The organism is Pseudomonas sp. PA15(2017) (assembly GCF_001945395.1).
Lineage (GTDB): Bacteria > Pseudomonadota > Gammaproteobacteria > Pseudomonadales > Pseudomonadaceae > Aquipseudomonas.
On record NZ_MSXV01000059.1, the window covers coordinates 102,674 to 128,583 of the forward strand.

Consider the following 25,910-nt stretch of genomic DNA (forward strand, 5'->3'; position numbering starts at 1 on the left):
GGCCTTCGGCTTTCACCTTCTTCTGACGCGATAAGGCTCAGCGGCCGATATCGGCGAACTGCGCCTGGGTATGCTCGGCCAGAATCTCGGCGCTCAATTCGACCTCCAGCCCACGCCGACCAGCGCTCACGTAAACGGTGGGGAAGTCGCGTGCACGGCGGTCGATAAAGGTGCGCAGGCGCTTCTTTTGGCCCAGGGGACTGATGCCACCGACCAGATAGCCCGTCGAGCGCTGTGCGGCATCGACCGCAGCCATGTCCACCTTCTTCACGCCTGCAGCCTGGGCCAGGGCCTTGAGGTCGAGGCTGCCAACCACCGGCACCACCGCCACCAACAGCTCGCCCTTCTCGCTGGCTGCCAGCAACGTCTTGAACACCCGCGCCGGCTCAAGGCCTAGCTTCTCGGCAGCCTCCAACCCATAGGACGCCGCCTTGGGATCGTGCTCATAGCTGTGAATGCGATGCACGGCGCCAGCCTTCTTCAACAGATTCAGTGCAGGTGTCATGAAGGCTCCGACTGCAGGAAAGACCTCGGGATTCTAGCGCTGCTGCCGGCAAAACGCTGCGCCGATCTGTGGCCGCCTAGGAAACTTGTTTCACAACGGAACCTATTACTCGCCAAACTGACCTATTGAACTGTACGCGCGATTGATATCGAAAATATCGACCGTTTACACGGTTCGATTTTTGACAATACGCGCAAACCGCATCTAATTTTTTCGATTACGAACATTCAGAGATCCTTATCCGATGGCCATGGTGCGAAGGTTGCCCTACCCAGCAGTGGGCCGCCGTACCTGACACCAGCGCCAACAACAACAAAAACGAGGCTTCCTCATGACTACTGCGCTACCACAACCCTCGCTATCGGGCCAATGTATGGCCGAGTTTCTGGGCACGGCCCTACTGATCTTCTTCGGCACCGGCTGCGTTGCCGCCCTCAAGGTCGCAGGCGCCAGTTTCGGTCTCTGGGAAATCAGCATCATCTGGGGCGTCGGCGTCAGCATGGGCATCTACCTGACCGCGGGCGTATCCGGCGCGCACCTCAATCCGGCAGTGAGCATCGCGCTCTGGCTGTTCGCCGGTTTCGAAAAACGCAAACTGCCGTTCTACATCCTTGCCCAGATCGCCGGTGCCTTCTGCGGCGCACTGCTGGTGTACACCCTGTACAGCGGGCTGTTCGCCGAGTTCGAACAGGCCAACCAGATGGTCCGTGGCTCCCAGGCCAGCCTGGAACTGGCCTCGGTATTCTCCACCTTTCCCAATTCGGTACTGTCCACCGGGCAGGCGTTCATGGTCGAAGTGGTGATCACCGCGATCCTGATGGGTGTGATCATGTCCCTGACCGACGACAACAATGGCTTGCCGCGCGGCCCCATGGCGCCGCTGCTGATCGGCTTGCTGATCGCCGTGATCGGCAGCGCCATGGGCCCTTTGACCGGCTTCGCGATGAACCCGGCGCGTGACTTCGGGCCAAAGCTGATGACCTTCATCATGGGCTGGGGCGAGATCTCCCTGACCGGTGGCCGCGACATCCCCTACTTCCTGGTACCGATTTTCGCGCCGATCCTGGGCGCCTGCATCGGCGCCGCGGCATACCGAACCCTGATCGCGCGACACCTGCCCAGCGCGGTCGAGGCACCGGTGGCAGAACGCGCCGCCGACCGTGACGTCAAAGCATCCTGATTTCAACGGCGTGCGGATCGGCTCGAAACGCACGCCATTTTGTTCTCCGCTCACCTCAAGGCAATCGACATGACCGACAAGAACTACATCATTGCCCTCGACCAGGGTACTACCAGCTCCCGCGCGATCATCTTCGACCGCGACGCCAACGTGGTATGCATCGCCCAGCGCGAATTCACCCAGCACTATCCGCAAAGCGGCTGGGTCGAGCACGACCCCATGGAAATCTTCGCCACCCAGAGCGCGGTGATGGTCGAAGCCCTGGCTCAGGCCGGTCTGCATCATGATCAGGTAGCTGCCATCGGCATCACCAATCAGCGTGAAACCACCGTGGTGTGGGACAAGAACACCGGCCGGCCGATCCACAACGCCGTCGTCTGGCAGTGCCGCCGCAGCACCGAGATCTGCCAGCAGCTCAAGCGCGACGGCCTCGAGCCGTACATCAAGGAGACCACCGGTCTGGTCACTGACCCGTACTTCTCGGGCACCAAGCTGAAGTGGATTCTCGATCACGTCGAAGGCAGCCGGGAACGCGCCCGCAAGGGTGAACTGCTGTTCGGCACCATCGATAGCTGGCTGATCTGGAAATTCACCGGTGGCAAGGTGCACGTCACCGACTACACCAATGCCTCGCGCACCTTGCTGTTCAACATCCACACCCGTGAGTGGGATGCCAAGATGCTGGAGGTGCTGGATATCCCCCGCGAGATGCTGCCGGAGGTCAAATCCTCGTCCGAAGTCTATGGCCATACCAAGAGCGGCATCGCCATCGCCGGTATCGCGGGCGACCAGCAGGCCGCGCTGTTCGGCCAGATGTGCGTCGACCCAGGCCAGGCCAAGAACACCTACGGCACCGGCTGCTTCCTGCTGATGAACACCGGCGACAAGGCAGTCCACTCCCAGCATGGCATGCTCACCACCATTGCCTGCGGCCCGCGCGGCGAGCCGGCCTATGCGCTGGAAGGCGCGATCTTCAACGCCGGCTCCACCATCCAGTGGCTGCGCGACGAACTGAAGGTGGTCAACGACGCCTACGACACCGAATACTTCGCCGGCAAGGTCAAGGACAGCAACGGCGTGTACCTGGTCCCGGCCTTCACCGGTCTTGGCGCCCCCTACTGGGATCCCTACGCCCGTGGCGGCCTGCTCGGCCTGACCCGCGGCGTGAGGATCGACCACATCATCCGCGCCGCCCTGGAGTCCATCGCCTACCAGACCCGCGACGTGCTCGACGCCATGCAGCAGGACTCCGGCGAACGCCTCAAGTCCCTGCGCGTGGACGGCGGCGCGGTGGCCAACAACTTCCTGATGCAGTTCCAAGCGGACATTCTCGGCACCCATGTGGAACGCCCGGAAATGCGCGAAACCACGGCCCAGGGCGCTGCCTACCTGGCTGGCCTGGCCACCGGGTTCTGGAGCAGCCTGGACGAGTTGCGCGGCAAGGCAGTGACCGAGCGCGAGTTCGAACCGCAACTGGCCGATGCGGACAGGGAAAAGTTCTACGAGGGTTGGAAAAAGGCCGTGGATCGCACCCGTGATTGGCAGCCCCACGAAGAGCAGAAGTGAGCCACAGCCCCGGCTGTCGCTGGCAGTGAGCAGGTTCGTGCGGCATCATGGTGCAATCTCGTGCGGCCCGAAGGACACTCAATGAATCTGCCCCCTCGCCAGCAGCAAATCCTCGATCTGATCCGCGAACGCGGCTACGTCAGCATCGAGGAGCTGGCCACCCAGTTCGTCGTCACTCCGCAAACCATCCGCCGCGATATCAACCAGCTGGCGGATGCCAACCTGCTGCGCCGCTACCATGGCGGCGCGGCCTACGATTCCAGCGTCGAGAACACCGCCTACGCGATGCGCGCCGACCAGATGCGCCAGGAAAAACAGCGCATTGGTGAAGCGGTGGCCGCACAGATTCCCGACCATGCCTCACTGTTCATCAACATCGGCACCACCACCGAAGCCATCGCCCGGGCGCTGCTCAACCACAGCCACCTGAAGATCATCACCAATAACCTCAACGTCGCCTCGATGCTCGCCGCCAAGGACGATTTCGACGTGCTGCTCACCGGCGGCAACGTGCGCCGCGACGGCGGCCTGGTGGGCCAGGCGAGCGTGGACTTCATCAGCCAGTTCAAGGTCGACTTCGCCCTGGTCGGTATCAGTGGCATCGACGAAGACGGCAGCCTGCTGGATTTCGATTATCAGGAAGTGCGGGTTTCACAGGCGATCATCGCCAACGCCCGCAAGGTGATTCTCGCCGCCGACTCCAGCAAGTTCGGCCGCAACGCGATGATCCGCCTGGGCCCGATCAGCCTGATCGACTGCCTGGTAACCGACCAGCAGCCAGTCGCCGGCCTTTGCCAATTGCTCGACCAGCACAAGATCCGCCTCGAAGTCGTCTGAACCCTCCCCTCTCCACCCGAGCCCTGGGCAACACGCCCGTGGCTCGGGTGCGTGTCATTTTTTATTCCTATTCGAACATCGGGCGAACCTTCCAGCCCCCCGAGCATCCTAATTCATGTTCGTGAATTTTCATTCCAGCGCATTCCAGGGCGGTTTTTGATCGAACACCACTGGATGCGTCTCTAATCATGCGCTAGTATTTTCGAAAATGAACATTCATGTTCGATTTGAAAATGAAAACGCTATACGAGGCCCCGACGATGTCCACATCCAGCCTGTCCAACAGCCCGCTGTCCGAGGTTTACGATATCGCCGTCGTGGGCGGCGGCATCAATGGCGCCGGTATCGCCTGTGATGCGGCGGGTCGTGGCCTGTCGGTATTCCTGTGTGAAAAGGACGACCTCGCCCGTCATACCTCGTCGGCGAGCAGTAAGCTGATTCATGGTGGCCTGCGCTACCTGGAGCACCACGAATTCCGCCTGGTGCGCGAAGCACTGGCCGAGCGTGAAGTGCTGCTGGCCAAGGCGCCGCACATCGTCAGCCCGATGCGCTTCATCCTCCCTCACCGCCCGCACCTGCGCCCGGCCTGGATGATCCGTGCCGGCCTGTTCCTGTATGACAATCTGGGCAAGCGCAAGGCGCTGCCGCGCTCGCGAGGCCTCAGCTTCGGCGCCAACAGCCCACTCAAGGCCGAGATCAGCAAGGGTTTCGAATACTCCGATTGCTGGGTCGACGACGCCCGCCTGGTGGTGCTCAATGCCATGGCCGCCCGCGAGCATGGCGCCCATGTGCATACCCACACGCGCTGCGTCAGCGCACGCCGCAGCAAGGGTGCCTGGGAAGTCGATCTGGAACGCGCCGATGGCAGCCGTTTCTCAATCCGTGCCAAGGCGCTGGTCAATGCCGCTGGCCCCTGGGTGGCGCGCTTCATCCGTGACGATCTGCAGCAGAAGTCGCCGTATGGTATCCGCTTGATCCAGGGCAGCCATATCGTCGTACCGCGTCTGTTCGAAGGCAAGGAAGCCTACATCCTGCAGAACGAAGACCGCCGCATCGTGTTCGCCATCCCGTATCTGGATCGCTTCACCCTGATCGGCACCACTGATCGCGAGTACCAGGGCGACCCGGCCAGCGTGAGCATCAGCGAGGAAGAAACCACCTACCTGCTGAAAGTGGTCAACGATCACTTCCGCAAATCACTCAGCCGTGAGGACATCCTCCACAGCTATGCCGGTGTGCGCCCACTGTGCGACGACGAGTCCGACGAGCCTTCGGCCATTACCCGCGACTACACCCTGTCGCTGTCGGCCCAGGGCGGTGAACCGCCGCTGTTGTCGGTGTTCGGCGGCAAGCTGACTACCTACCGCAAGCTCGCGGAATCGGCCCTGGCCCAGCTGGCGCCGTTCTTCCCGAACATGAAGGCGCGCTGGACGGCCGATGCCCCGCTGCCTGGCGGCGAGAACATGCATAGCCGTGAAAGCCTGATCGAAGCCCTGCGCGCCCGCCACGGCTGGTTGAGCGCCGAGCTGGCAAGCCGCTGGGCCATCACCTATGGCAGCCGCACCTGGCAATTGCTCGACAAGGTACAGAGCGAAAGCGACCTGGGCGAACACTTCGGCCACGACCTGCACGCCCGCGAGGTGGACTACCTGCGCGAGCAGGAATGGGCCACCGAGGTGGACGATATCCTCTGGCGCCGTAGCAAGCTGGGCCTGTTCCTGTCCGCTGCCGAGCGCAGCCGACTGGAAGCCTACCTAGCCCCCGCCGCACCGGCGCTGCTTACATCTGTACCAGTTGCACATCCAGCCGATGCGCTTGCAGATGCGGCAGTACCGCGGCAAGCAACGGCGCCTTGAAACGCTCCTGAAAGCGGTGGGCCAGCCCGGGAATCAGGCGCAGCTCGCTGCCGCGAATATGCGCAGCCACGTGCACGCCGTGCATCACCGGCAATAGCGGGTCGGCGGTGCCATGCACCACCAGGGTCGGCACCTGCAGACGATTGAGCAGGTCGACCCGGCTGCGTTCGGCGAGAATCGCCAGTAGCTGGCGTTCCACGCCTGCCGGATTGAAAGCGCGGTCATAGGCCACCTCGGCCTGATGCAGCAGTACGGCGCGGTCATCCACCACGGCAGGGCTGCCCAGCGCAGCCAGCAGGTCGGCCTGCTGCTCCAGCGCCACCTCACGGCTCGGCGCCTCGCGGCGCGCCAGCAGGCGCAGCAGCGCCGGGCTGGGCGCCGGCAATCCCTGGGCACCCGAACTGGTCATCACCAGCGTCAGGCTGCGTACCCGCTGGGGTGCCATGTCGGCGACATGCTGGGCAATCATCCCGCCCATGCTGGCGCCGAGCAAATGGAAATCCTCGATGCCCAGCGCATCCATCAAAGCCAGGGCGTCGCCGGCCATATCGTGCAGCCGATAAGGCGCGCCAACCGACAGCCCAAGCCGATAGCGCAGCACTTCGAAAGCCAGGTTGGCCTCGGGTGCCTGGGTGTTCCAGCGACTGAGCCCCACGTCGCGATTATCGAAACGGATCACCCGAAAGCCCTGCTCGCAAAGTTGCTCGACCACGTCATCCGGCCAGTGAATCAGTTGCCCGCCGAGGCCCATGACCAACAGCAGGGCCGGGTCGCTGCTACGCCCGATGCTCTGATACGCAAGGCTCACCTCGCCCAGCGACACGCGCTCGACGTCCGTGCCGACCTTGCATGTTTCGGCCGCCAGGGACGACAGGCTGCCCAGCAGGGCAGCCAGAAAGATAACGATGCGCATGATGAATTCCACGGGCGAATGGGCAAATAGCAGACAAGTGTTGCAGCGAAGGACCACGCCGCGCTGCCACACAACGGTGACAGTTTGATGAAACCCGCCAAACGGACGAAGGGGTCGCGACTCGACAGTAGGCCGGCTCATGGGCGACACTTTCACACATGAATACTGCTCATCTTCCTGACTAAACAGTTGAATACCTTGCAGGTAACCTGATGCTCGAAATTCGTCACCTGAAAACACTCCACGCCCTGCGGGAAACCGACAGCCTGGTCGAAGCCGCCGACCGCCTGCACCTGACCCAATCGGCACTGTCGCACCAGTTCAAGGAACTCGAGGAGCGCCTCGGCATGCAGCTGTTCGTGCGCAAGACCAAGCCGGTGCGCTTCACCAGCGCCGGCCTGCGCCTGCTCCAGTTGAGCGACGCCGTGCTGCCATTGCTGCGCAGCGCCGAGCGCGATCTGTCGCGTCTTGCCGGTGGTACGGCCGGCCGGCTGCACATGGCGATCGAATGCCACAGTTGCTTTCAATGGCTGATGCCGACTATCGACCAGTTTCGCGATGCCTGGCCGGAGGTCGAACTCGACCTGGCCTCGGGCTTCTCCTTCGCGCCCCTGCCGGCCCTGGCCCGTGGCGACCTGGACCTGGTGGTAACGTCGGACCCGGTGGAGCTGTCCGGCATTACCTATGTGCCGTTGTTCACCTACGAAGCCATGCTGGCGGTGGCCAACCAGCACGCCCTCGCCAGTCGCCCCTATATCCGCCCTGAAGACCTGCTCAAGGAAACCCTGATCACCTACCCGGTGGAGCGTGATCGCCTGGATATATTCACCCGCTTTCTGGAGCCCGCCGACATCGAGCCGGCCCAGGTACGCACGTCCGAGCTGACGGTGATGATGATGCAGCTGGTGGCCAGTGGTCGCGGTGTCTGCGGTCTGCCCAACTGGGCGCTGCACGAGTACAGCTCACGGGGCTACGTGACCGCCAAGCGCCTTGGCGACAAGGGTTTGTTCGCCACGCTCTACGCCGGCGTGCGCACCGACATGCTCGATGCGCCGTTCATGCGTGATTTCCTGCTCACCGCCAAGGACACTTCGTTCGCCAATCTCGAAGGCGTCAGCGTCGCCCGGCAGTAACCCCTTTCCACGGCAACACAGGGCTTCACCATGAACATCAGCGACATCCCCTTTGGCGTCACCGACTGGAGCCAGATTCAGCCTACCGAACACGCTGGCGAAACCGGCATGGCCTATTGGCGCACCTGCCAGTTCGGCGCGCTGCGCGTGCGCATGGTCGAGTACACGGCGGGCTATCTGGCCGACCATTGGTGCAAGAAGGGCCACATCCTGCTTTGCCTGGAAGGTGAGCTGCATACCGAACTCGATGACGACCGCCGCTTCGTGATGACGCCCGGCATGAGCTACCAGGTCGCCGATGGCGCCGAAGCGCACCGCAGCTCGACGAGCACCGGCGCTCGACTGTTCATCGTCGACTGAATCGGGCCGCCGACGGGTTACAGCCTCGCCGTTCTGCCGTTATGCTGGCGGTCGATTTCTGCGCCTGGAGCCCGTCATGATCAATGCCTACCGTCTGCCCGTTATCGCCGGCCTGGTTCTGCTGGGTGCCTGCGCCAGCCCCTCGAAAACCCTGCAGGTGCAGAAACAGAGCCAGTGCCCCATCGCCCTGCACGCGGGCCAGCAACTGATCCTCAGCCTGCCGAGCAACCCGACGACGGGCTATCGCTGGACGGTGCAGGAAGACGCGGCCGCGGTACTCAAGGCCCTTGGCCCGGAAGTCTACAGCGCAGCCCAAGATTCCGACCTGGTCGGCGGCGACGGCCACTCCACCTGGCGCTTCCAGGCCACGGAGCCAGGTGAAGCCCAGTTGCTGCTGACCTACGCCCAGCCCTGGGACGCCAGCGCCGCGCCTGCCGACACCTTCGACTGTCAGATCCGCGTGCGCTAAGGGTGCGCCTGCACGGCCAAATCCAGGCCGACCATCGCATCCGGCTCGTCACGAGGTTTGGCTAATCGCCGGACTTGGCTAAAATGCGCGCCTTTCCAGCGCCATGCAGACCGACCGTGAACAGACAGCCCGACCAACTCTTCGCCCAGCCACTGGATCAGGTGCCGGATTTCGTCTTCAACGAAGACGTGGCCCGGGTCTTTCCCGACATGATCAAGCGCTCGGTGCCGGGCTACCCCACCATCGTCGAGAACATCGGTGTGCTGGCCGGCCAGTTCGCCCGGCCCGGCAGCCTGCTCTATGACCTGGGCTGCTCGCTGGGCGCCGTCACCCAGGCGCTGCGCCGCCACGTGCAGGCGGACGGTTGCCGGGTGATCGCCGTGGACAACTCCAGCGCCATGGTCGAGCGCTGCCGCGAGTACCTGCACGCCCAGGACGCCATGTTCCAGGAGCTGCTGCCGGTCGAGGTCATCGAAGCCGACATTCTCGCCATGGACTGGCAGCCCGCCTCTTTGGTGGCGATGAACTTCACCCTGCAGTTCATCGCCCCGGAAAACCGCCTGGAACTGCTGAGCCGGATCCGCAGCGCCCTGCTGCCCGGTGGGGCGCTGATCCTCTCCGAGAAACTGCGCTTCGAAGACGGGCAACAACATGCCCTGCTCACCGACCTGCACATCGCCTTCAAGCGGGCCAACGGCTACAGCGAACTGGAAATCGCCCAGAAGCGCAGCGCCATCGAAAACGTCATGCTGCCCGACAGCCTCGAGCAGCATCGCGCACGCCTGCAGGCCGCCGGCTTCAGCAAGGTGGTGCCGTGGTTCCAGTGCCTGAACTTCGCGTCCCTGGTGGCACTGCCATGATGCGCCGTATGGATCTGGACGCCCTGCAGGCCGAGCTCGCCGGCACGCCTCTGCAGGACTGGAGCGCCGACCTGCCCGCGCAGATCGACGCCAAGCTGGCCATCGGTCATGGCGACCTGCAGCGCTGGTACGCCGCCGTCGAAGCGCTGCCATCGCTCAATGCCGAGCAGATCGACCTGCGGCAGGACTTCAGACTCGACGGCCCCTGCGACGAAAGCATGCAGGCGGCACTGGACAGTGCGCTACGCGGCCTGATCCCGTGGCGCAAAGGCCCCTTCCATCCATTCGGCGTGCACGTGGACACCGAATGGCGCTCCGACTGGAAATGGCAGCGCGTCGCCCCGCATCTGGACCTCAAAGGCAGACGCGTGCTCGACGTCGGCTGCGGCAATGGCTACTACATGTGGCGCATGCTCGGCGCCGGCGCACGCAGCGTGGTCGGCATCGACCCGAACTGGCTGTTCCTCTGCCAGTTCCTGGCGATGAAGAACTACCTGCCCGATATGCCCGCCTGGCACCTGCCGCTGGGAATCGAAGAGCTGCCAGCCAAGCTGCTGGGCTTCGACACGGTGTTTTCCATGGGCGTGCTCTATCATCGTCGCTCGCCCATCGACCATCTGCTCGAACTCAAGGACTGCCTGCGCAAGGGTGGCGAATTGGTGCTGGAAACCCTGGTGGTGGAAGGCGACGCCCAGCAGGTGCTGGTCCCCGAAGACCGCTACGCGCAGATGCGCAATGTGTGGTTCCTGCCGTCGGTGCCGGCGCTGGAGCTATGGCTGCGCCGCGCCGGGTTCCTTGACGTACGCTGCGTGGACGTCAGCGTCACCTCGGTCGAGGAACAACGCAGCACCGAGTGGATGCGCTACCAGTCGCTGCCCGAGTTCCTCGACCCGCTGGACCATCGCCGCACCGTCGAAGGCCTGCCGGCACCGCGCCGCGCTGTCATGGTCGCGCGCAAGCCCTGATAACTTCGCTGGGTAGCCCGGTTGAGCGAAGCGATACCCGGGGGCTTATGGGGCGGACCGGGACGCCGGCCGCCCGTGGCGCCCGCGAACAGTCGACCATCGCCCTATCGGCATGAACCGCACGCCAGATACGGCGGACTGCTTCGCGAACCGAACGCCGCCCGGTACGCCTGCGCGGCAGGCGCAAAGCGTTAACGTCCTGCTGCACCCTGGATCAACTGCTTCATCTCACGCACGGCTTCCTTGAAGCCGACGAACAGCGCGTGGCTGACCAGCGCATGGCCGATGTTCAGCTCGTTGATGCCAGGGATCGCCGCGACCGGCTCGACGTTGTGATAATGCAGACCGTGGCCGGCGTTGACGATCAGCCCCAGCGACACGCCCAGGGCGACGCCTTCTCGGATGCGCTGCAGTTCGGCAGCCGCTTCTTGCGGCGTGTGCGCATCGGCATACCGCCCGGTATGCAATTCGATGGCCGGTGCGCCGACGCGCTTGCTCGCCTCGATCTGCCGCGGGTCAGCATCGATGAACAGCGAAACCTCGCTGCCAACGGCCGCCAGGCGCGTTACCGCTGCGGCAATCCGCGCTTCCTGGCCGGCGACGTCCAGGCCACCTTCGGTGGTCAGTTCCTGGCGGGTTTCCGGTACCAGGCACACGTGCTCGGGGCATATCTCCTCGGCGAAGTCGAGCATGAAGTCGGTCACGCCCATCTCGAAGTTCATGCGCGTCTGCATGACTTCCTTGAGCACTCGCACGTCGCGCTCCTGGATATGCCGGCGATCTTCACGCAGGTGCACGGTGATGCCGTCGGCACCCGCCTCTTCGGCGTCCAGCGCGGCTTTCACCGGATCGGGATAGCGAGTGCCGCGCGCCTGGCGCAGCGTGGCGACGTGATCGATATTCACGCCCAGCAAAACACGGTTGGCTTCAGTCACGAGTCGGCTCCTTGAGCGTCATGAACAATTCGCGGCTGACCAGCGGTCGGCCGCCGAGATGAGGGGCGAGTGCCTGGCGCATCAGGCGCTTGGCCGCGGCCAGCGCGCCAGGCGTGCTCCAGTCTGCATCGGCCATGGCCAGCAGTTCACTACCGAGAAAGGCCCCGGGCTGCCAGTGGCCAATGGGCAGGAAGCCGCTGTCAGCCTCCAGCCGGTACAAGCCGCCGCTGGCCACGGCATTGCCCTGGACGTCGCTGTCGAGGGCGAAACCATAGCCGAGTTCATCGAGCAGCCGCCATTCGAACGCGCGCAAGATCGGCTCCAGCGGCCGCCCTTGGGCCAGCGCCAGGATGCTCATGGCGTAATGCTCGAAAATCACCGGGTGCGGGTCTTCGGCGGGCAGCACGCGAATCAGCAACTCGTTGAGGTACAGGCCGCTGAACAGCGCCTCGCCGGTGAGCAGGTTGGGAATGCCGGCGGCTTCCAGGCGGCCGACGTTCTTCAGCTCGCCGCGGCCGCGGGTTTCCAACTCCAGGGGAATGAACGGCCGCGCCAGGCTGCCAGCCTTGCCCCGCGCGCCACGCAACACGGCGCGCAAACGGCCCTGCGGGGTCAGGAAGTCGACCAGCGCGCTGCTCTCGCGATAGGCGCGGCTGTGCAGGACGTAGGCGGGCTGGCTGAGCGCAAGCATGGGAGGAGACTCGCAGGGTTAGCCAGCCGCAGCGCGGCGGATGCCGGGTCAGATATCGTCGTAACCGAGCGAACGCAAGGCGCGCTCGTCATCGGACCAGCCACTCTTCACCTTGACCCAGAGATTGAGCATGACCTTGGTATCGAACATCGACTCCATGTCCTTGCGCGCTTCCTGGCCAATGCGTTTGAGGCGCTCACCCTTCTCGCCGATGATGATCTTCTTCTGGCCATCGCGTTCGACCAGGATCAGCGCATGGATATGCATGATCCGCCCTTCGCGCTTGAATTCCTCGATCTCCACAGTGATCTGGTAAGGCAGCTCAGCACCGAGCTGACGCATGATCTTCTCGCGCACCAGCTCGGCAGCGAAGAAACGCCCCGAGCGGTCGGTGATCTGGTCTTCCGGGAAGAAGTGCACACCTTCAGGCAGGCGCTCGCCCACCAGCTTTTCCAAAGCATCGAGGTTGTGCCCATGCTGCGCCGAAACCGGCACGATCTCGGCGTCGGGCAGTTGCTGCGCCAGCCACTGCAGGTGCGGCATCAGGTCGGCCTTGTCTTCCAGGCGATCGGTCTTGTTGACCGCCAAAATCACCGGCCCTTCGACGTACTGGACGCGCTCGAGCACCATCTGGTCCTCGTCGGTCCAGCGGGTGCGATCGACCACGAAGATCACCACGTCGACATCCTTCAGAGCCGACGAGGCGTTCTTGTTCATGTAACGGTTGATCGCCTTGTCGTTGTTCTTGTGCAGGCCGGGCGTATCGACGTAGATCGCCTGCACTTCACCCTCGGTCTTGATGCCGAGCATGTTGTGGCGGGTGGTCTGCGGCTTGCGCGAGGTGATCGCCAGCTTCTGACCGAGAATGTGGTTGAGCAACGTCGATTTGCCCACGTTGGGCCGGCCAACGATGGCGACATAGCCACAGCGCGTTACGGGCGAATCAGTCATTGCCGTTCTCCACACCCAGGGCGATCAGCGCGGCAGTGGCCGCGACCTGTTCGGCGATCCGGCGGCTGGCGCCTTGGCCCAGGGTCTTGTCATTGAGTAAATTGACCTGACATTCGACCACGAATGTCCGGCAATGGGGTTCGCCCTGGATGTCGACCACCTCGTAGCGCGGCAGCTCGCAAGCACGCGACTGCAGAAATTCCTGCAGACGGGTCTTGGGGTCCTTGTTGGTGTCGACCAGGGTCAGGCCGTCCAGTTCGTTGGTCAGCCAGGCCAGCACGCGCTCGCGGGCGACGTCCATGCCGGCATCAAGATAAATGGCGCCGATCAGGGCTTCCAGGGCATCGGCCAGGATCGAGTCGCGTCGAAAGCCACCGCTCTTCAGCTCACCGGAGCCCAGGCGCAGGTACTCGCCAAGGTCGAAACCGCGCGCCAGTACGGCAAGGGTCTCGCCCTTCACCAGCCGCGCGCGCAACCTCGACAGCTGGCCTTCGCGGGCCTGGGGGAAGCGCTCGTAGAGCGCCTCGCCGGCGACGAAATTGAGGATGGCATCACCGAGAAACTCCAGACGCTCATTGTTGCGTCCGGCAAAACTGCGATGGGTCAGGGCCAGGATCATCAGATCCTGGTCCTTGAAGCTATGCCCGAGCTGGCGCTCGAGGCGGGTCAACGAAACACTCACGGCATACGCACACGAAATTCTTTATCGAAATTAACCACCAGATCGATGTTCTCGATCAGGTGCTCACGTTTTTCATACTTGAGGTGGGCAAGAAATTCGTTGCCATCCTGGGTCACCTTCAGCGCGTCCTGCATGTTCAGGTCGCGGATGCTGTTGACCGTCATGCCACGGCTGACGTGGCTGTAGAAATCGCCCACCGTCCTGACTTCCTGCAGGCGGTCGGTTTCCACGGAAGTGATGATCTTTTCCATCGACATGTAGTCGAGGTAATGCGGCACTACCTTGAACGCCGTGCTGGCCAGAAACGCCACGACAGCCAGTACCACCAGCCAGCTGACGATCGACAAGCCCTGCTGCGAGCGTGCGAATTTCATGTTCATCCCCAAAAGTATCCAGATAGTCCGATGCGCGTCGCGCGCATGACAAGACTATAGATAGCTGGCGGCGCCGTATTGAACGGCGCCGCAAATTTTCATCAGATCAGTGAATGAGCCCGACACGGGAGAAGTTCGGCAGGGTCTTGAACTTCGGATCCGGCCAGCTCATCCAGATGGCGAACGCCTTGCCGACGATGTTGCGATCCGGAACCATGCCCAGCACGTCTTTGGGGATATTCGGGTCGTTCCAGTAACGGCTGTCGTTGGAGTTGTCGCGGTTGTCGCCCATCATGAAGTAGTGCCCTTCAGGGATGGTCCATTCCTTGCCGGGCTCGGCGCGGTAGCGGGTCATTTCCTTGCGGATGCGGTGCTCGACCTCACCCAGGTGCTCACTGTACAGCGTGGCGCTGCCCAGGCTGCCCGGCTCCTCACCGATCAACTGCTCGGCCACCGCGTTGCCGTTGACGAACAGGCGCTTGTCGCTGCTGTAGCGCACGTGATCGCCCGGCAGGCCGATGACGCGCTTGATGTAGTTGACGTTGGGGTCGCTCGGGTAGCGGAACACCATGACGTCGCCGCGCTGCGGATCACCGACTTCGATGACCTTGGTGTCCAGCACCGGCAGGCGAATGCCGTAGGCAAACTTGTTGACCAGGATGAAGTCGCCCACTTCCAGGGTCGGAATCATCGAGCCGGACGGAATCTGGAACGGCTCGACCAGAAAGGAGCGCAGTACCAGCACGATGGCCAGTACCGGAAAGAACGACTTGCCGTATTCGACCAGCAAGGGTTCCTTGTTGAGCTTTTCGACCACTGCGTCGTCGACTTGCTCGACCTTGCCCTGGTAACTGGCGATCGCTGCACGACGCCGCGGCGCCAGGAATACCAGATCGAACAGGGCCAGAGCGCCGCACACGGCGACGGCAATGACCAGCAACAGCGGAAAATTGAATGACATAGGCCCTAGCTATCCAACTTGAGTACAGCAAGGAAGGCTTCCTGTGGAATCTCCACGTTCCCCACCTGCTTCATGCGCTTCTTACCGGCCTTCTGCTTCTCCAGCAGTTTGCGCTTACGGCTCACGTCGCCGCCATAGCACTTGGCCAGAACGTTCTTTCTCAATGCCTTGACAGTGGTTCGTGCCACGATCTGACCGCCAATGGCCGCCTGGATCGCCACGTCGAACATCTGCCGAGGAATCAGCTCTTTCATCTTCTCGGTCAACTGACGCCCTTTGTAGTGGGCGTTGTCACGGTGCACGATCAGTGCCAGTGCATCGACCTTGTCGCCGTTGATCAACACGTCCAGCTTGACCAGATTGGCCGACTGGTAACGGTCGAAATGGTAATCCAGCGAGGCATAGCCACGGCTGGTGGATTTCAGACGGTCGAAGAAGTCGAGCACCACTTCGTTCATCGGCAGGTCGTAGCGAACCTGAACCTGAGTGCCGAGGAACTGCATGTCACGCTGCACGCCGCGCTTTTCGATGCACAGGGTAATGACGTTGCCCAGATGTTCCTGCGGAACCAGGATCGTGGCTTGTACGATCGGCTCACGGAAATCTTCGACCGAGGACACATCCGGCAGCTTCGACGGGTTGTCCACGTAAATGGTTTCACCGGTCTTGAGCACGACTTCGAAAATAACGCTCGGCGCGGTGGTGATCAGGTCCAGGTCGTATTCGCGCTCCAGGCGCTCCTGGATGATTTCCATGTGCAGCATGCCCAGGAAGCCGCAACGGAAGCCGAAGCCGAGGGCGTCGGAGCTTTCCGGCAGATACTGCAGGGACGAATCGTTGAGGGTCAGCTTCTGCAGGGCGTCGCGGAAGTCCTCGAAATCATCGGAGCTGACCGGGAACAGGCCGGCGTACACCTGCGGCTGGATGCGTTTGAAGCCGGGCAGCATTTCCACGTCGGGCGTGGAGCTCAGGGTCAGGGTGTCGCCCACCGGCGCACCGTGAATGTCCTTGATGCTGGCGATGATGAAGCCCACTTCGCCGGCCTTGAGGTCGGCCGTGGCCGTGTGCTTGGGATTGAACACCCCAACGCTGTCGACCAGGTGCACCTTGCCGGTGGACTTGACCAGAATCTTGTCGCCCTTCTTGACGCGGCCGTGGCGCACGCGCACCAGGGACACGACGCCCAGGTAGTTATCGAACCAGGAGTCGATGATCAGCGCCTGCAGCGGCGCCTCGATCTCACCGGTCGGCGCCGGAATCGCCTGCACCAGGCGCTCGAGCACCTCATCGACACCCATGCCGCTCTTGGCACTGCAGGCCACGGCGTCGGTGGCGTCGATGCCGATGATCTTCTCGATCTCGTCCTTGACGCGATCGGGGTCGGCCTGCGGCAGGTCCATCTTGTTCAGCACCGGCATGACTTCCAGGCCCTGCTCGATGGCGGTGTAGCAGTTGGCGACCGACTGCGCTTCCACGCCCTGCCCCGCATCGACGACCAGCAGTGCACCTTCACAGGCCGCCAGCGAACGGCTCACCTCATAGGTGAAGTCGACGTGACCGGGCGTATCGATGAAGTTCAGCTGGTAGGTAATGCCGTCCTTCGCCTTGTAGTACAGAGTGACGCTGTGAGCCTTGATGGTGATGCCGCGCTCACGCTCCAGATCCATGGAATCGAGAACCTGAGCCGCCATCTCGCGCGCGGTCAGGCCGCCGCACATCTGGATGAAACGGTCAGCCAGCGTCGACTTGCCGTGGTCAATGTGGGCAATGATGGAAAAATTGCGGATATGACTCAGGTCACTCACAGGACAACACTCGAAAAAGGGCGCAGGCGAATGCCTGCCGAAAATAGCCGCAAAGTTTACCCGAGTGGCTGCCCTCACGTCACGTCGGGACACGCGCGCGAGTGCAGTAATTGAGCGTCCGCTTGCCTTACCTGCTTCGAATGGCCGGGATTTGCCGGGCAATCTTCATGGGCAAACTGTGAGATGGGCATAAAAAAGGGCGACTTTCGTCGCCCTTCAACTGCTGGCCGTATTATTTGGCCAGACCTATTCGGCCAAGCCTGCTCGGCCAGACCTACTCAGCCAAGCCTACTCGGCCAGCTTGAAAGTAATGAAGCTGGCGCGGCCCTGGCGCAGTACACGCATCGACACCGAACGGTTCTTCGGCAGCGATTGCGCCACCTCGGTGAAGTTCTTCGCCGAGCTGATGGCCTGGTTGTTCAGGTGAGTGATCACGTCGCCCGGACGCAGGCCGATCAGCGCGGCCGGACCATCCTGCACCTCGCGAATCACCACGCCACCACGCAGGTCCAGCGTTTTCTTCTGCTCATCGGTCAGCTCGGCAACGCTGACGCCCAGACGGTTGCTACTGCGCTCAACGCCTGGGGTCGCGCCTTCGGAAGCCTCGTCGCCGTCATCGGCCGGCATGGTGCCAACGGCCAGCTTCAGCGTCTTGCGCGAGCCCTCACGAACGATTTCCAGACTCGCCTTGGTGCCTGGCTTCAGGGCGCCAACCAGATGCGGCAGGTCGGCGGACATGATGATCGGCTTGCCATCCAGACTGAGGATGACGTCACCGACCTGCAGGCCGCCCTTGGCAGCCGGCCCATCCTCAAGCACCTGAGCGACCAGCGCACCCGCTGGCTTCTCGAGCCCGAACGACTCGGCGAGATCCTTGTTTACTTCCTGAATCACTACGCCCAGCCAACCGCGACTGACCTTGCCGCTGGCCTTGAGCTGATCGGCCACATCCATTGCCACACTCATCGGAATGGCGAATGAAAGGCCCATGAAGCCACCGGAACGGGTGAATATCTGCGAGTTGATACCCACCACTTCACCATCGAGGTTGAACAGCGGGCCGCCGGAATTACCCGGATTGATGGCCACGTCGGTCTGGATGAACGGCACATAGCTTTCGTTCGGCAGGCTGCGGCCCTTGGCGCTGACGATACCGGCAGTGACCGAGTGATCGAAACCGAAAGGCGAGCCGATGGCCAGCACCCACTCACCGACCTTGAGGTTGTCGGAGTTGCCCAGCTTCACGGTAGGCAGGTCGGTCGCATCAACCTTGAGCAGCGCCACATCGCTGCGCGGGTCGGTACCAATCAGCTTGGCTTCGAGTTCGCTGCGATCGGACAAACGCACGATGATCTCGTCGGCATCGGCGACCACATGATTATTGGTCAGGATGTAACCGTCCTTGGAAATGATGAAACCCGAGCCCAGCGATTGCGCTTCACGCTGACGACCGCCGCCACCTGGCGCACGAGGCTGCTGGGGAATGCTGCGCTCGAAGAACTCGCGGAACATCGGCGGCAGGCCTTCCAGATCCGGCACCGAGAGCCCACCGTTGCTGGCAACGGCATTCGGCACTTTCTGCCGGGTACTGATGTTGACCACGGCAGGTGAAGCCGCCTCCACCAACGGGGTGAAGTCCGGCAGCTGCGCGTGCGCGGCGACCGACTGCCCCATCAGGAACACCGCGAACAACGCGGCAGCGCAATTTTTTAGGCTAGGCATCGACATTACAGTTTCTTCCCCATCCAGAACAAACGAGGCCCCTAGGGGGCCATTGGTACAACAAGAGAGCACATCGACCTTACTCAGCCGCCTCGCCCGCTACGGCGCGGCATGCACATCGTCGGCACGCATTGACATGGCGACACGCTCCGCCGTTCCCAGCGGAATTTCGCCCACCACCGTAACCATGACATCTCCGTCGTCGGTTGTCAGGCGCCGGGATACGGCCACGGTGGGACCGAGCTGGTTGCGCGCATCCACTACCGAGACATCGTGCAAGGGCTCGAGAAACACGGAAAAACGCGCCAGCCCGTCATCGTAGATCAGGCAATCGACGCTATCGGCCGATACCGGGCTGGGTTGCTGGGTCACCGCACTTAGACTGAAGCCAGGCGGCAACCATTCGGAGCGCCAGGATTCTGCGGACGGCTTACGCGCCTTGACGACGCGTACCGGCATGCAGTGGGTAGAGGGCTGCAATGAGGCAGTTGGCTGCGTAGCCGCCGTATCGAGCTGGGTGAACTGGAATCGCTCGAGCAGCTCACCACGGTCATTGACCAATAGCGACTTGAGCGGCAGGCCGGTTTCCTTGTCCACGTACAACTGAACGCCGTAACGATGCCGATCACGCGGAACCAGGCCGAGCACTACCGCCGAACGCCCAGCCACCCGGGATTCGCCGCGCAAGCTCAGCTCGTACCACTGCTCGATCTGCTTGGCATCGAGACCATGGGCAGGCCAGGCTTGCTCATCGACCACGGCGGAAGCAATCGGGCCATTGACGCATTGCGCCTGACCATTGACTCGCAGCATTTCCTGGGGCGTGCCATCGAGCTGCAACAACCGCTCACGCACGGTTCCGCCTGGCTCGACGTGACGCCAGATGCTGTGAGTGGAAAGATTGCCGCTGCGTTCGTAAACGAAGGTGCCTTGAAAGCTTTGCTTGCTTTCGGCCTGACTCAGCCGATGCAACCATCCCTGGGCATCAGCGGCCATGGCAGGGGTTGCCAATAGACCGCCGAGCATCAGGGAGGTGACGAGAATGGAGCGCATACGCGTCGTTCTTAACGCTCTTCTACACCCGTAGACCGTGCAAACGGCAGTGCGTTCTCGGCAGCACCAGGGGCGGACTGCTGACCATGCTGACGCAGGTACTCAGGCAGACGCTGTTCGTGCCAACCTTCACCTTCGGCAGAGACAGTTTCCACAGCCGGCTGCTCGTCCGAAGTCTTGAAGCCTGCCAGAATGGCCGGCCCTTGAGCTTGCGGCAGAGCGATGGACGGTTGATCCTGTTGCGCCAGTTGGGCTCCAGAAACATCATCCTGGTTGTAGAAACGCACGCCGGCCAGCACGGCAACCGTCACGGTTGCAGCAACAGCTACGCGTCCCAGGCTACGCCACGGACCACGCACGACCTTCTCCTGCGCAACTGGAGTGGCATCGCTTTCCAGAGCCGCGGAAACGGCTGCAGCGATGTCCAGTTTCGGCACGAGCAGGTCCTTGTGCATCGCGGCGCGGGCAACCTGATAACGAGACCAGGTAGCACGCAGTTCGGCATCGTTGCTCGCACCGAGCACACGCCGAAGTTCAAGTTCATCCGCTTCGTTATCCATCACCGCGGACAGCGATTCCTGCAGGGCTTCACGACTCATAGCGGTTCCTCTCTTGGCTGTCGCCGCTGTCTCAGGCTTCCTGCAACAGAGGTTGCAGGGACTTGTCGATGGCTTCACGCGCTCGAAAGATTCGCGAACGCACGGTACCAACTGGACACTGCATGACGCTCGCAATGTCTTCATAACTAAGACCATCAAATTCACGTAACGTTAGCGCCGTTCGTAAATCTTCTGGCAATTGCTGGATGCTCCGATGCACGGTGGCTTCGATTTCATCCCTCAACAGGGCTCGCTCGGGAGATTCGATATCCTTGAGGGCATGATCGCCATCGTAGAACTCGGCATCCTCTGCACTTACATCGTTGTCCGGTGGCCGGCGGCCACGAGAAACGAGATGATTCTTCGCCGTGTTGATGGCGATGCGGTACAGCCATGTATAGAACGCACTGTCACCGCGAAAGTTTCCCAGAGCCCGATAAGCTTTTACGAAAGCTTCTTGGGCAACATCCTGAGCTTCATGGGTGTCGTGCACGAATCGCACGATCAACCCGAGAATCTTGTGCTGATACTTCAGCACCAACAGATCGAATGCTCGCTTGTCGCCGCGCTGAACGCGCTCGACCAGCTGCTGATCTTCTTCCTGGGTTAGCATGGATACTCCTCGTTGAGCCCGTAGGAGGTCTGCACCTGCCAGAAGATCGATCTGCCGAAATAGACTCGAGTCATATGCAAAAGTTCTCTCCCCTACGAACAAGCTTCCCACAAAACATTTTCTGGTTTTGCACGAAACCACGCACCAGGGCCATGCCTGCTGCGCGAATTGTCTTTAGATCACCTGACGGGTCGAATCGTGAACCGCTTCGCTCACAGACTCGCCAGACATAAGCCCTCTCCGGGGCGACTCCGCTATAGAACCCTGCCCCATGGCAAAGTTCAGAGATGTTTCAACGGAGCGAATGCAGCTCCACTAGAGTGGCCGGCCAAGCAGGCATATCGCCACCCGGGCACAATACACGTTCTGCGCCGGGCAACCTACCAGGCCCGCTATTGTGCCGCTGGCTACCTCTATATACTAGAGTCCGGCGAGCCCCTGCCATGGTCCTGAAAGCCCTGCTGTGGGCATTTGCAGGTCGCTCGACCGAATCTCCGATTCGGACGTGAGCGCCTCAGCGAAAAACATTCGGCTCGTTCGATCGCGCCTCTTTTTGCTGCATGCCATCCAGTGGAATCCATAACGATGAGCCAACACTTTCAGCACGATGTTCTGGTTATCGGCAGCGGCGCCGCCGGCCTTACCCTGGCGCTCACGCTTCCCGACAATCTGAACATCGCCGTGCTGAGCAAGGGCGAATTGACCAATGGCTCGACCTACTGGGCCCAGGGCGGCGTCGCTGCCGTGCTGGATCACAGTGATACCGTCGACTCGCACGTGGACGACACCCTCGATGCGGGAGCCGGCCTGTGCCGTGAAGATGCCGTGCGCTTCACTGTGGAACACAGCCGCGAAGCGATCGAATGGCTGATCGAGCAAGGCGTCCCCTTCACCCGTGATGACGAGCATCAGGGTGAAGACGGCGGCTTCGAATTTCACTTGACCCGCGAGGGCGGCCACAGCCACCGCCGCATCATCCACGCCGCCGACGCAACTGGCGCAGCCATCTTCAATACGTTGCTCGAACGCACGCGCCAGCGAAACAACGTGGTGTTGCTCGAACAGCGGGTGGCGGTGGACCTGATCACCGAACGCAAGTTGGGTCGTGACAGCCAGCGCTGCCTGGGTGCCTACGTGCTGAACCGTCGCAGCGGTGAAGTGGACACCCACCATGCGCGCTTCGTGGTCCTTGCGACTGGCGGCGCGGCCAAGGTCTACCTTTACACCAGCAACCCCGATGGCGCCTGCGGCGACGGCATCGCCATGGCCTGGCGCGCTGGCTGTCGGGTCGGCAACCTGGAATTCAACCAGTTTCATCCCACCTGCCTTTATCATCCGCAGGCCAAGAGTTTCCTGGTCACCGAGGCTCTGCGCGGTGAAGGCGCCCTGCTGCGCCTGCCCAACGGCGAACGCTTCATGCCGCGCTTCGACCCGCGCGAGGAGTTGGCGCCACGCGACATCGTGGCCCGCGCCATCGATCACGAAATGAAGCGCCTGGGCATCGACTGCGTCTATCTGGATATCAGCCACAAGCCGGCGGACTTCGTCAGAAATCATTTCCCGACCGTTTACCAGCGCTGCCTGGAGTTCGGCATCGACATCACCCGCCAGCCCATTCCCGTGGTACCCGCCGCTCATTACACCTGCGGCGGCGTACTGGTCGACCAGGCGGGCCGCAGTGATCTGGACGGTCTTTACGCCATTGGTGAAACCAGCTTCACCGGCCTGCATGGCGCCAACCGCATGGCCAGCAACTCGTTACTCGAGTGCTTCGTGTATGCCCGCTCGGCTGCCGCTGACATCGTCGCCAACCTGGATTGCGTAGTGATGCCCGCCAACCTGCCTTCCTGGGACGCCAGCCAGGTCACCGACTCGGACGAGGATGTGATCATCGCCCACAACTGGGACGAACTGCGGCGCTTCATGTGGGATTACGTAGGCATCGTTCGCACCACCAAGCGCCTGCAGCGCGCCCAGCATCGCGTGCGCCTGCTGCTCGATGAAATCGACGAGTTCTACAGTAACTACAAAGTCAGCCGGGATCTGATCGAATTGCGCAACCTGGCCCAGGTGGCGGAACTGATGATTCTCTCGGCCATGGCGCGAAAGGAGTCGCGCGGCCTGCACTACACGCTGGATTACCCGGACCTGCTGCCCAAGCCACACGACACTATTCTGCAACCCGCCAACGCTGACGGCTGAATTTCAGGCGCACCCGCAGACGTCGGTGCGCATCCTGGGGCATGGCGTCGGCCGCGATGCACAGGCTGTTCGTGAGCCGGCTGCCCGGCAGGCGAAAGCGAACGATGACCAGCCACGGCAACGCCATGCTGTCCGGGCGCAAGGTGATGGGCTGCCACTGCCCTCCGCGGCTCGCCACCTGCCAACCGTCATCGTCGTGACGCAGGCGTTTGAACACGGCCGGGTGGGTCAGCAGCACGTGCCTGGGCAGTGCCCAGACGGCATGGCATGCACAGCCCAGCACGCCTAACAGACGCGCCCAGAGCGGAATCTCGACGAGCGACAACGTCAACAGTGCCAGGGTCTGGGCGCACAGGTAGATTTCCAGCAGCCGCCGTGACGGCCGCCATTCGCACTCGAACCGTTTACTTGGGCTGGACACGATCCAGGATCATGCGAACGATGTGGCGCAGATCGGCGTCTTCCGGCTCACCGCGCTGCATGAACCAGCCGAACATGTCCTGGTCCTCGCATTCGAGCAACTTGCGGTAGCGAGCGCGATCGTCCTCGTCGAGCGTGGGGTAAACCTCCTGCACGAAAGGCACCAGCAATACGTCCAGCTCCAGCATGCCGCGCCGGCTGTGCCAGAAGAGGCGATTGAGTTCAGTGGCATCGACCATGGGAGTGCTCCTCGGAAAAAGGCCGGCAGTATACCAACAGCCGCCGCTCGCATCAGCGTCGCCAGGCGAAACGCCAGACGGCATCTTTGCCTGTAGCTAGACGCTTGCCGCTGCTCTTATCATGGCAGCCTCATTCTTTGCCCACGATTGTCTCGACCATGGCCGATAGCGCTTTCTTTTGCCCGCTTACCCACGAAGGCATCCTCGCCGTGCGCGGCCCCGATGCAGCCAAGTTCCTGCAGGGCCAGATCACCTGCAACATCAACTACCTGGGCACCAGCGGCTCGAGCCTGGGCGCTCGCTGTACACCCAAGGGTCGTATGCTGTCGAGTTTTCGCATCGTCAGCGTAGCCGATGGTTTTCTCCTGGCCATGAGCCAGGAGCTGCTGGCGGCGCAACTTGCCGAGCTGCAGAAATACGCGGTGTTCTCCAAGGCCAAGCTGAGCGACGAGAGCGCTGCCTGGGCTCGCTTCGGCCTGAGCGGCGCGGATGCCGTTCTGCAAGCCCTGGAGCTGGACCTCGCAGCCGAAGCTGACAGCGTGGCGAGCACCGACGCGCTGCTGGCCATCCGTCTCAGCGACGGCCGCGCCGAGCTGTGGGCGCCGGCCGAGCATGCCCAAGCCCTGCGTGCACGCCTGAGCGAGCAGCTCACTGAAGCCTCGCTCAACGACTGGCTGCTGGCGCAGATCCGCGCTGGCATTGGTCAGGTGACCGGCACCACGCGCGAGCTGTTCATTCCGCAGATGATCAATTTGCAGGCCGTAGGCGGCGTGAGCTTCAAGAAGGGCTGCTACACCGGCCAGGAAATCGTCGCCCGCATGCAGTACCTGGGCAAGCTCAAACGCCGCTTGTACCGCCTGCGCCTGGATGGCGACCAACCGCCGGCGCCGGGCACCGAGCTGTTCTCGCCCGTGCACCGCAGTGCGGTGGGCGAAGTGGTGCTGGCCGCCTCGAGCGTCGGCGGCGTGGAATTGCTGGCAGTCGTGCAGGCAGACGCGGCAATCGACGGCAATATCCACCTGGGCAGCCTGGAAGGTTTACCGCTCGACCTGCTCGACCTGCCGTATACGCTGGACAGCAACCGCGAAATCCAGCGCTGACGTACACTGCGTAGCGTCTGCCATCACTCCGCCAAGAACGAGAATTTCATGAGCAAACTCGCCGAGAAAGTCCTGCTGGATCTGACCAGGGCCATCGAAAACGATGAACTGGTGCTGCCCACCCTGCCCGAGGTCGCCCTGAAGGTTCGCGAGGCGGCGGAGGACCCCAACGTCGGCATCCCCGAGATGACCAAGGTGATCGGTAACGACGCCGCGCTCACCGCACGCATCATCAAGGTGGTGAACAGCCCGCTGCTGCGCACCAACCGGGAAATCACCGACCTGCAGATGGCCATCGGCCGCCTGGGTATCAACTATACGTGCAACCTGGCAACGGGCCTGGCCATGGAACAGATGTTCCAGGCGACCACCGATGTGGTCGACCGCAAGATGCGCGAAGTGTGGACCAAGAGCACCGAGATCGCGGGTATCTGCCACGTGCTGTGCCGTCATTACACGCGGCTGATGCCGGATCAGGCCACCCTCGCCGGCCTGGTGCACCAGATTGGCGTGCTGCCGATCCTCACCTATGCCGAAGAGCACAGCGAGTTGCTGGCCGACTCGATCAGCCTCAACCATGTGATCGAGCAAATCCACCCGATCATTGGTGACAAGATCCTGCGCACCTGGGAATTCCCGGAGATGATCGCCTGCATCCCGAGCCAATACCTGAACTTCAGCCGCGACGGCGGCAAGGTGGACTACGTCGACATCGTGCAGGTGGCTACCCTGCAGAGCCACCTCGGCACCCCGCACCCTTATACACAGCTGGACTGGAGCCAGATTCCGGCGTTCGCCAAGCTCGGCATCAAACCGGACCTGGACATCCATGCCGACGAAGACCTCTCGGCGGCCATGGACGCTGCCATGACCATGCTGCAGTGACCGCTCGGGGGCGAGTCTCGGCTCGCCCCGTTCA

The 25,910-nt window shown here is 62.4% G+C and carries 27 protein-coding genes; 12 read left to right on the forward strand and 15 right to left on the reverse strand.

Translation table 11 applies throughout. The features are described from left to right. Positions 1–37: 37 nt before the first annotated feature. Entirely contained in the window at positions 38–505 is a 468-nt protein-coding gene (ybaK, locus tag BVH03_RS24615; protein ID WP_075963649.1) for a Cys-tRNA(Pro) deacylase, read from the reverse strand. 331 nt (positions 506–836) lie between these two features. On the opposite strand from ybaK, the gene BVH03_RS24620 reads away from it, so the two are divergent. From BVH03_RS24620 to glpD, 4 genes are all read left to right on the forward strand, one after another. Further along, a complete protein-coding gene (locus tag BVH03_RS24620; RefSeq protein WP_075963650.1) occupies positions 837–1,685 on the forward strand; it encodes an MIP/aquaporin family protein in 849 nt (282 codons plus the stop codon). A 69-nt stretch (positions 1,686–1,754) separates the two neighbouring features. Next, positions 1,755–3,251 carry a glycerol kinase GlpK gene (gene glpK, locus BVH03_RS24625; protein ID WP_075963651.1) on the forward strand — a complete coding sequence of 499 codons (1,497 nt, stop codon included), beginning with the start codon at positions 1,755–1,757 and terminating at the stop codon, positions 3,249–3,251. 81 nt (positions 3,252–3,332) lie between these two features. Then, positions 3,333–4,088 carry a DeoR/GlpR family transcriptional regulator gene (locus BVH03_RS24630; protein ID WP_075931202.1) on the forward strand — a complete coding sequence of 252 codons (756 nt, stop codon included), beginning with the start codon at positions 3,333–3,335 and terminating at the stop codon, positions 4,086–4,088. A gap of 260 nt (positions 4,089–4,348) precedes the next feature. Continuing rightward, complete coding sequence (glpD, locus tag BVH03_RS24635; RefSeq protein ID WP_075963751.1) at positions 4,349–5,944, forward strand: glycerol-3-phosphate dehydrogenase; 1,596 nt, start codon at positions 4,349–4,351, stop codon at positions 5,942–5,944. Here glpD and BVH03_RS24640 read toward each other — a convergent pair. Further along, positions 5,868–6,857, reverse strand: a complete 990-nt coding sequence (locus tag BVH03_RS24640) for an alpha/beta fold hydrolase (protein ID WP_075963652.1) — start codon at positions 6,855–6,857, stop codon at positions 5,868–5,870. The genes glpD and BVH03_RS24640 overlap by 77 nt on opposite strands. 212 nt (positions 6,858–7,069) lie before the next feature. Between BVH03_RS24640 and metR the strand changes: the two genes are divergently transcribed. From metR to cmoB, 5 genes are all read left to right on the forward strand, one after another. Beyond that, positions 7,070–7,990: a transcriptional regulator MetR gene (gene metR / locus BVH03_RS24645; RefSeq protein WP_075931204.1), complete on the forward strand. Its 921-nt coding sequence runs from the start codon at positions 7,070–7,072 to the stop codon at positions 7,988–7,990. 30 nt (positions 7,991–8,020) lie between these two features. Continuing rightward, positions 8,021–8,350, forward strand: coding sequence for a DHCW motif cupin fold protein (locus BVH03_RS24650; protein ID WP_075963653.1), 330 nt, complete (start codon positions 8,021–8,023; stop codon positions 8,348–8,350). A gap of 76 nt (positions 8,351–8,426) precedes the next feature. Further along, positions 8,427–8,819 carry a protease inhibitor I42 family protein gene (locus BVH03_RS24655; protein WP_075963654.1) on the forward strand — a complete coding sequence of 131 codons (393 nt, stop codon included), beginning with the start codon at positions 8,427–8,429 and terminating at the stop codon, positions 8,817–8,819. 83 nt (positions 8,820–8,902) lie between these two features. Then, the gene (gene cmoA / locus BVH03_RS24660; protein WP_075963655.1) at positions 8,903–9,679 is read left to right on the forward strand and encodes a carboxy-S-adenosyl-L-methionine synthase CmoA; all 777 of its coding nucleotides are present in this window, start codon (positions 8,903–8,905) and stop codon (positions 9,677–9,679) included. Further along, on the forward strand, positions 9,676–10,644 hold the full coding sequence (gene cmoB / locus BVH03_RS24665) for a tRNA 5-methoxyuridine(34)/uridine 5-oxyacetic acid(34) synthase CmoB (protein WP_075963656.1): 969 nt from the start codon (positions 9,676–9,678) through the stop codon (positions 10,642–10,644). Before cmoA ends, cmoB begins: the two co-directional genes overlap by 4 nt. Positions 10,645–10,835: 191 nt before the next feature. Here the strand turns inward: cmoB and pdxJ are convergent, their stop codons facing one another. From pdxJ to rpoE, 11 genes are all read right to left on the reverse strand, one after another. Then, positions 10,836–11,579 carry a pyridoxine 5'-phosphate synthase gene (gene pdxJ, locus BVH03_RS24670; RefSeq protein ID WP_075963657.1) on the reverse strand — a complete coding sequence of 248 codons (744 nt, stop codon included), beginning with the start codon at positions 11,577–11,579 and terminating at the stop codon, positions 10,836–10,838. Beyond that, positions 11,572–12,270, reverse strand: coding sequence for a DNA repair protein RecO (gene recO, locus BVH03_RS24675; RefSeq protein WP_075963658.1), 699 nt, complete (start codon positions 12,268–12,270; stop codon positions 11,572–11,574). Before recO ends, pdxJ begins: the two co-directional genes overlap by 8 nt. 48 nt (positions 12,271–12,318) lie before the next feature. Then, the gene (gene era, locus BVH03_RS24680; protein WP_075963659.1) at positions 12,319–13,221 is read right to left on the reverse strand and encodes a GTPase Era; all 903 of its coding nucleotides are present in this window, start codon (positions 13,219–13,221) and stop codon (positions 12,319–12,321) included. After that, a complete protein-coding gene (rnc, locus tag BVH03_RS24685; RefSeq protein WP_013792324.1) occupies positions 13,214–13,903 on the reverse strand; it encodes a ribonuclease III in 690 nt (229 codons plus the stop codon). Before rnc ends, era begins: the two co-directional genes overlap by 8 nt. After that, entirely contained in the window at positions 13,900–14,277 is a 378-nt protein-coding gene (locus BVH03_RS24690) for a DUF4845 domain-containing protein (protein ID WP_013792325.1), read from the reverse strand. The genes rnc and BVH03_RS24690 overlap by 4 nt, the downstream gene beginning before the upstream one ends. Before the next feature lie 106 nt (positions 14,278–14,383). Further along, the gene (lepB, locus tag BVH03_RS24695; RefSeq protein ID WP_075963660.1) at positions 14,384–15,238 is read right to left on the reverse strand and encodes a signal peptidase I; all 855 of its coding nucleotides are present in this window, start codon (positions 15,236–15,238) and stop codon (positions 14,384–14,386) included. A 5-nt stretch (positions 15,239–15,243) separates the two neighbouring features. After that, complete coding sequence (gene lepA / locus BVH03_RS24700) at positions 15,244–17,043, reverse strand: translation elongation factor 4 (RefSeq protein WP_075963661.1); 1,800 nt, start codon at positions 17,041–17,043, stop codon at positions 15,244–15,246. 288 nt (positions 17,044–17,331) lie between these two features. Beyond that, positions 17,332–18,765 (reverse strand): DegQ family serine endoprotease, encoded by a 1,434-nt coding sequence (locus BVH03_RS24705; RefSeq protein ID WP_075963752.1) that lies wholly within the window; start codon positions 18,763–18,765, stop codon positions 17,332–17,334. Between the two features lie 99 nt (positions 18,766–18,864). Next, on the reverse strand, positions 18,865–19,818 hold the full coding sequence (locus BVH03_RS24710; protein ID WP_075963662.1) for a MucB/RseB C-terminal domain-containing protein: 954 nt from the start codon (positions 19,816–19,818) through the stop codon (positions 18,865–18,867). A gap of 11 nt (positions 19,819–19,829) precedes the next feature. Next, positions 19,830–20,417: a sigma-E factor negative regulatory protein gene (locus BVH03_RS24715; protein WP_075963663.1), complete on the reverse strand. Its 588-nt coding sequence runs from the start codon at positions 20,415–20,417 to the stop codon at positions 19,830–19,832. A gap of 31 nt (positions 20,418–20,448) precedes the next feature. After that, positions 20,449–21,030, reverse strand: coding sequence for an RNA polymerase sigma factor RpoE (gene rpoE, locus BVH03_RS24720; RefSeq protein ID WP_013792331.1), 582 nt, complete (start codon positions 21,028–21,030; stop codon positions 20,449–20,451). Positions 21,031–21,615: 585 nt separating this feature from the next. Here rpoE and nadB point away from each other — a divergent pair. Then, the gene (gene nadB / locus BVH03_RS24725) at positions 21,616–23,232 is read left to right on the forward strand and encodes an L-aspartate oxidase (RefSeq protein WP_075963664.1); all 1,617 of its coding nucleotides are present in this window, start codon (positions 21,616–21,618) and stop codon (positions 23,230–23,232) included. On the opposite strand, the gene BVH03_RS24730 is transcribed toward nadB, so the two are convergent. Both BVH03_RS24730 and BVH03_RS24735 read right to left on the reverse strand, forming a co-directional pair. Beyond that, positions 23,201–23,653, reverse strand: coding sequence for a protein YgfX (locus BVH03_RS24730; RefSeq protein ID WP_075963665.1), 453 nt, complete (start codon positions 23,651–23,653; stop codon positions 23,201–23,203). The two genes, nadB and BVH03_RS24730, sit on opposite strands and share 32 nt — an antisense overlap. Continuing rightward, positions 23,637–23,891 carry a succinate dehydrogenase assembly factor 2 gene (locus BVH03_RS24735; protein ID WP_075931219.1) on the reverse strand — a complete coding sequence of 85 codons (255 nt, stop codon included), beginning with the start codon at positions 23,889–23,891 and terminating at the stop codon, positions 23,637–23,639. The genes BVH03_RS24730 and BVH03_RS24735 overlap by 17 nt, the downstream gene beginning before the upstream one ends. 158 nt (positions 23,892–24,049) lie before the next feature. Here BVH03_RS24735 and BVH03_RS24740 point away from each other — a divergent pair, with 158 nt between their 5' ends. Both BVH03_RS24740 and BVH03_RS24745 read left to right on the forward strand, forming a co-directional pair. Then, positions 24,050–24,991, forward strand: a complete 942-nt coding sequence (locus BVH03_RS24740) for a folate-binding protein YgfZ (RefSeq protein ID WP_075963666.1) — start codon at positions 24,050–24,052, stop codon at positions 24,989–24,991. 48 nt (positions 24,992–25,039) lie between these two features. Next, positions 25,040–25,876 (forward strand): HDOD domain-containing protein, encoded by an 837-nt coding sequence (locus BVH03_RS24745; protein ID WP_075963667.1) that lies wholly within the window; start codon positions 25,040–25,042, stop codon positions 25,874–25,876. Positions 25,877–25,910 lie beyond the last annotated feature (34 nt).